This is a genomic window from Pseudomonas sp. GL-R-26, assembly GCF_019947365.1.
Classification (GTDB): Bacteria; Pseudomonadota; Gammaproteobacteria; order Pseudomonadales; family Pseudomonadaceae; genus Aquipseudomonas.
Genome location: NZ_JAGYGI010000033.1, coordinates 50813 through 56812, shown reverse-complemented (window position 1 = coordinate 56812; position 6000 = coordinate 50813). Strand labels below are relative to the sequence as shown.

Sequence of the window (6000 nt, the reverse complement as noted above, 5' to 3'; positions counted from 1 at the left end):
TTTAGCGCGTGTACCTGGGCGATTTTAGGGTTTATCAACAGTGTCTCGGCAGACCGCTCCGGGAACATCCCCAAGTACCTGGCCGAGCTTCATGCCTCAGCCCCGCACTATGTCCTGCCTCATCGGCGAGAGGAGCGTATTTATCCTCGCGCCATCCGGCTCAAATCACCGAAGTATCCGATCAGAAATAAAAATGCCAGTCAGCTTAACTGACTGGCATTAGCCCGAAGGCCGTTTTTTTGTTTACCGCAATGGCTTAACCGCCGAGGTACGCTTCGCGCACTTTCGGGTCGGTCAGCAGGGCTTCACCGGTGCCTTGCATCACCACCCGGCCGTTCTCCAGAACGTAGGCACGGTCAGCGATCTTCAGCGCCTGGTTGGCGTTCTGCTCGACCAGGAACACGGTCACGCCGTCCTTGCGTAGCTGTTCGATGATGTCGAAGATCTGCTGGATGATGATCGGTGCCAGGCCCAGGGACGGCTCGTCGAGCAGCAACAGCTTGGGCTTGCTCATCAGCGCACGGCCGATGGCGAGCATTTGCTGTTCGCCGCCGGACATGGTGCCGCCGCGCTGGGCGAAGCGCTCTTTCAGGCGTGGGAAAAGTCCGAGGACCTTGTCCATCTGTTCCTGATAATCGCCCTTGTCGGTGAAGAAACCACCCATGGAGAGGTTTTCTTCCACGGTCAGGCGGGAAAACACCCGACGACCTTCCGGCACCACGGCAATGCTCTTGCGCATGATCTGCGAGGAGTCCTGGCCGACCAGTTCCTCACCCATGTAGCGGATGCTGCCGCTGTGGGCCTGCGGCGAACCGCAGAGCGTCATCAGCAGGGTCGACTTGCCGGCACCGTTGGCGCCGATCAGGGTCACGATCTCGCCCTGACGGACTTCGACGTTGACGCTGTGCAGGGCCTGGATCTTGCCGTAGAAGGTGGAAACGTTTTCGAACTGCAGCATTTACGCTTCCCCCAGGTAGGCTTTGATCACTTCAGGATTGTCGCGGATCTGTTCCGGCGTGCCGTTGGCCAGGGGCGTGCCCTGGTTGATCACGACGATGTGGTCGGAAATGCTCATGACCAGTTTCATGTCGTGTTCGATCAGCAGCACGGTGACGTTGTGCTCTTCACGCAGCATGCTGATCAGCGCCTTGAGGTCATCGGTTTCCTTCGGGTTCAGGCCGGCGGCCGGTTCGTCGAGCATGAGGATCCGAGGGCGGGTCATCATGCAGCGGGCGATTTCCAGGCGACGTTGCTGACCGTAGGCCAGGGTGCCGGCCGGACGGTTGGCGAACTCCTTGAGGTGAACCTTTTCCAGCCAATACTCGGCGTACTCCATGGCCTCGCGTTCGCTTTTGCGGAACGCCGGGGTCTTGAACAGGCCGGACAGGAAGTTGGTGTTCAAGTGACGGTGCTGGGCGATCAAGAGGTTCTCGACCGCGGTCATGTCCTTGAACAGCCGCACGTTCTGGAAAGTACGCACCACGCCTTTGAGGGCGATCTTGTGGCCGGGCAGGCCCTCGATGGCCTCGCCGTCCAGCAGGATGCTGCCGCCGCTCGGCTTGTAGAAGCCGGTCAGGCAGTTGAACACGGTGGTCTTGCCGGCGCCGTTGGGCCCGATCAGTGCCACGACCTGCTTTTCCTTCACGCTCAGGGCTACGCCGTTGACCGCCAGCAATCCGCCGAAGCGCATGCTCAGATTTTCTACTTTAAGGATCTCGCGGCTCATTTACGCAGCTCCATGTGAGGACGCTGCATGGGCAGCAGACCTTGAGGACGCCAGATCATCATCAGCACCATCAAGGCACCGAACATCAACATGCGGTATTCGCTGAAGTCACGCATCAGCTCGGGCAACAGAATCATTACGACGGCCGCGAGGACCACGCCTAATTGCGAGCCCATGCCGCCCAGCACCACGATGGCGAGGATGGTGGCCGATTCGATGAAGGTGAATGACTCCGGCGTCACCAGACCCTGACGTGCGGCGAAGAAGCTACCGGCAAATCCGGCGAAGCAGGCGCCCAGGGTGAAGGCCGACAGCTTGATCACGGTCGGGTTCAGGCCTAAGGCACGGCAGGCGATTTCGTCCTCACGCAAGGCTTCCCAGGCACGGCCGATCGGCATGCGCAGCAGGCGGTTGATCACGAACAGCGCGAACAGCGCCAGCAACAGAGCCACCAGGTAGAGGAATACCACCTTGCTGACGGGGTTGTAGGTCAGGCCGAAGTACTCGTGGAAGGTCTGCATGCCTTCGGCGGCCGTTCTATCGAAGCTCAGGCCGAACAGCGACGGTTTGGGGATGTTGCTGATGCCGTTCGGTCCGCCCGTGAGGTCCGTCAGGTTACGCAGGAACAGACGGATGATTTCACCGAAGCCCAGGGTCACGATCGCCAGATAGTCACCGCGCAGACGCAGTACCGGAAAGCCCAGCAGGAAGCCGAACGTCGCAGACATCAGTCCGGCGATGGGCAGGCAGATCCAGAAGCTCAGGCCGTAGTAGTGCGACAGCAGCGCATAGCTGTAGGCGCCCACCGCGTAGAAACCGACGTAGCCCAGGTCGAGCAACCCCGCCAGACCGACCACGATGTTCAGGCCCAGACCGAGCAGTACATAGATCAGAATCAGCGTGGCGATATCCACCGCACCGCGCGAGCCGAAGAACGGCCACACCAGAGCGACCACGATCAACCCCATGATGACCCAGCGTTGGGTGCTGGGCAGGGTCATGAAGTGGCTGACCTTCGGCGAAACCAGCGAGCCTTTCGGCGCTGACTTCATCATGGTGCTCCACTGCTTGTCGAACAGCACCCGCAGGAACATCAGCATCGAACTGGCGGTGATGATGAACAGCGTGGAGGTACTGGCACCCAGTACTTCGAGGTTGATGCCGGCGATGGACAGTTTCAGACCGAGTACCGGATAGGCCACGGCCCAGACCAGCAGGGCGCTGAACAGCGCTTGTTTAAGATTCCTAGTCATACTTTCTCAATCTCCGGACGCCCCAACAGGCCGGTTGGCCGGAATAACAACACCAGAACCAGAAGGCCGAAAGCCACCACGTCCTTGTACTGGTCACCGAATATATCGGCACCGAATGCTTCCGCCACCCCCAGCACCAGACCACCGAGCATGGCGCCCGGAATGCTGCCGATGCCACCCAGTACCGCCGCGGTAAAGGCCTTGAGGCCCACCAGGAACCCGGCGTTCGGGTTGATCACGCCATACTGCATGCTGAGCAATACAGCCGCCACGGCCGCCAGGGCGGCACCGATAACGAAGGTCAGGGCGATGATGTTGTTGGTGTTGATGCCCAACAGGTTGGCCATCTTGATGTCTTCGGCACAGGCCCGGCAGGCACGTCCCAAGCGTGAACGCGAGATGAACTGGGTGAGGCAGAGCATCACCACCAGGGTCACCACGAACACCAGGATCTGCATGTAGGAAATCAGCACTTCCTGTGCTCCGCCCGGACCGAAACTGAAGCTGCCCGGAATCAGGTTGGGGATCGATTTGTCCTTGGAGTCCTGCGAGAGCAGTACGGAGTTTTGCAGGAAGATCGACATGCCGATGGCCGAGATCAGCGGGATCAGGCGGTTACTGCCCCGCAGAGGGCGGTAGGCGATCCGTTCGATGCTGTAGCCGTAGGCACTGGTTACAACGATGGTCGCCAGGAATGCGGCGGTCATCAAAAGTGGCAGAGAATGGATACCCAGCATGGCCAGTCCGGCAAGGACGATGAAGGCCACGTAGGAGCCGATCATGTAGACCTCGCCATGGGCGAAGTTGATCATTCCAATAATGCCGTAAACCATTGTGTAGCCAATGGCAATCAGGGCATAGGTGCTGCCAATGGTCAGACCATTAACCAGCTGTTGGAAGAAGTGATAGATCTCAGGCATTACAACGCTCCTAAAAACCTGATACGCATTTCACTGGTGGAGTCATGTTCCGGCCCGGGCTGTGTGGTCTGTAGCCACCTTCGCACGAGCGTTTGCCAGCGAACCGCTGGTGACGGTTTTAAGATTTTCAGGTAAGTCAGCTCCCGGATCGCGGGACTCTGACCCATTAACCTCGTAAAACAAAGCCCACGGCTTGCGCAGTGGGCTCTATTACTCATGGAGCCAGTTTACTGAGGCGAAACTTCGGTCTTTGGTTTACCGAAATGCCACTGATAAACCACGAACTTGAAGTCCTTCAGGTCGCCCTTTTCGTCGAACGACAGGTCGCCGGTCGGAGTCTTGAAGGTGCCTTTGTGAATGGCTTCAGCCACCTTGGCAGTGTCTTCGCTCTTGGCGGTCTTGATGCCTTCGGCGATCACTTCGACGGCCGAGTAGGCCGGGAACACGAACGGGCCGGTCGGGTCCTGTTTCTTGGCGGCGAACGCCTCAACCAGCGCCTTGTTGGACGGGTCCTGGTCGAAAGACTTCGGCAGGGTCACCAACAGGCCTTCGGAAGCGTCCTGGGCGATTTGCGAGATGGAGTCGTTGCCCACACCTTCAGGCCCCATGAACTTGGCGTTCAGGCCCTTTTCCTTGGATTGACGCAGGATCAGGCCCAGTTCCGGGTGGTAGCCGCCGTAGTAGACGAAGTCGACGTTGGCTTGCTTGAGCTTCTGGATGATCGAGGAGAAGTCCTTGTCACCCGCGTTGAGACCTTCGAATACGGCAACCTTGACGCCTTTGCCTTCGAGGGTTTTCTTCACGGAAGTGGCGATGCCTTCACCGTATTGCTGTTTGTCGTGCAGTACAGCAACGATTTTCGGTTTTACGTGGTTGGCGATGTAGTTACCGGCGGCAGGGCCCTGGGCGCTGTCCAGGCCGATGGTGCGGAACACCATTTTGTAACCACGTGCGGTGATGTCCGGGCTGGTGGCAGCCGGGGTGATCATGATCACGCCTTCGTCTTCGTAGATGTCCGAAGCCGGTTGGGTGGAGCTGGAGCACAGGTGACCGACAACGAATTTCACACCATCGTTGACCACTTTGTTGGCGACGGCCACGGCTTGTTTAGGGTCGCACGCGTCGTCGTATTCCTTGGCTTCGAGCATCTTGCCGTCGACACCGCCCTTGGCGTTGATCTGCTCGATGGCCATCTTGGCGCCGATGAACTGCATGTCGCCGTATTGAGTGACCGGGCCGGTTTTAGGGCCGGCGATGCCGATCTTGATGGTGTCAGCTGCGAACGAATGGCTGGCAACCCCGGCCAGAACCATAGCGGCAAACAGTTTGGAAATCTGCTTAGTAGCCTTAGTCATAGTGCTCCACTCTTACTGTTGTAGTTTTTATAGTCCTGGCGCCGAAAGCAGCAGAACCGGGTCAGATATCTGCGACATTCCCCGGAAAAGTCCCTCGGCAACTGTACCGGTACAGTGTAGAGCGCCGATTGTCAGCCTGGGAAGGCGGCGCCGGGGGACAAAACCTGCAAGTGTCGCTTTATTGAAAGTAAAAGACAGAATTGCGGCGGGGTGTTGAGGGGCTTATAGCCGTATTCAGTGCATTCCCTGGCTTTCCTGCGCTTTTCATTTCGGTCACTCAATTGCATCCGGGTTTTTCTGCCAGACCACCGACGTTATCATCTACGTCGATTTCTTTTCCGGACAGTCCCATGAATCAAGAACCTAGCACCCTCTATGCCAAGCTGCTTGGTGAAACCGCATCTATTACCTGGAAAGAGCTGGAGCCGTTCTTCGCCAAGGGTGCCCTATTGTGGGTCGATCCTGGCCTGGATCTGATCGCCGCCGCCGAGGCCGTGGCCCAGGATGAAGGGGAGAAAGTGGCTGCCTGGCTGGCCGCCGACAAGCTCGCCAAGCTGTCTGAAACGCGGGCGCTGGATCTTTTTGAGCGTGATCCGCAGCTGTGGGCCGTGGTTGTTTCGCCGTGGATTCTGGTCCAGGAAAGGGCGCAGGCTTAAAGGTTGCACTTGATTGGTGCGTTCCTTTCAGGGGGAAAAGTGTGTAGCCGAGTAGCGTGATGGCATGTTGCCGTAGAGAAAGGCCACAGC

Annotated in this window: 6 protein-coding genes and 1 pseudogene; 2 read left to right on the top strand and 5 right to left on the bottom strand. The window is 58.5% G+C overall.

The window, feature by feature from the left end:
• Window positions 1-213: pseudogene (locus KGA96_RS25460) on the top strand (IS4 family transposase); the annotation flags it as partial.
• A 43-nt stretch (window positions 214-256) separates the two neighbouring features.
• On the opposite strand, the gene KGA96_RS25455 reads toward KGA96_RS25460, so the two are convergent.
• From KGA96_RS25455 to KGA96_RS25435, 5 genes are all read right to left on the bottom strand, one after another.
• Window positions 257-958 carry an ABC transporter ATP-binding protein gene (locus tag KGA96_RS25455; protein ID WP_046043979.1) on the bottom strand — a complete coding sequence of 234 codons (702 nt, stop codon included), beginning with the start codon at window positions 956-958 and terminating at the stop codon, window positions 257-259.
• On the bottom strand, window positions 959-1726 hold the full coding sequence (livG, locus tag KGA96_RS25450) for a high-affinity branched-chain amino acid ABC transporter ATP-binding protein LivG (RefSeq protein ID WP_046043980.1): 768 nt from the start codon (window positions 1724-1726) through the stop codon (window positions 959-961).
• Window positions 1723-2979, bottom strand: coding sequence for a high-affinity branched-chain amino acid ABC transporter permease LivM (locus tag KGA96_RS25445; RefSeq protein WP_223515317.1), 1257 nt, complete (start codon window positions 2977-2979; stop codon window positions 1723-1725). Before KGA96_RS25445 ends, livG begins: the two co-directional genes overlap by 4 nt.
• Window positions 2976-3899 (bottom strand): high-affinity branched-chain amino acid ABC transporter permease LivH, encoded by a 924-nt coding sequence (gene livH / locus KGA96_RS25440; RefSeq protein ID WP_046043982.1) that lies wholly within the window; start codon window positions 3897-3899, stop codon window positions 2976-2978. Before livH ends, KGA96_RS25445 begins: the two co-directional genes overlap by 4 nt.
• Window positions 3900-4126: 227 nt before the next feature.
• A complete protein-coding gene (locus KGA96_RS25435) occupies window positions 4127-5254 on the bottom strand; it encodes a branched-chain amino acid ABC transporter substrate-binding protein (protein ID WP_046043983.1) in 1128 nt (375 codons plus the stop codon).
• 350 nt (window positions 5255-5604) lie between these two features.
• Here KGA96_RS25435 and KGA96_RS25430 point away from each other — a divergent pair, with 350 nt between their 5' ends.
• Window positions 5605-5910 carry a DUF2288 domain-containing protein gene (locus KGA96_RS25430; protein ID WP_046043985.1) on the top strand — a complete coding sequence of 102 codons (306 nt, stop codon included), beginning with the start codon at window positions 5605-5607 and terminating at the stop codon, window positions 5908-5910.
• Window positions 5911-6000 lie beyond the last annotated feature (90 nt).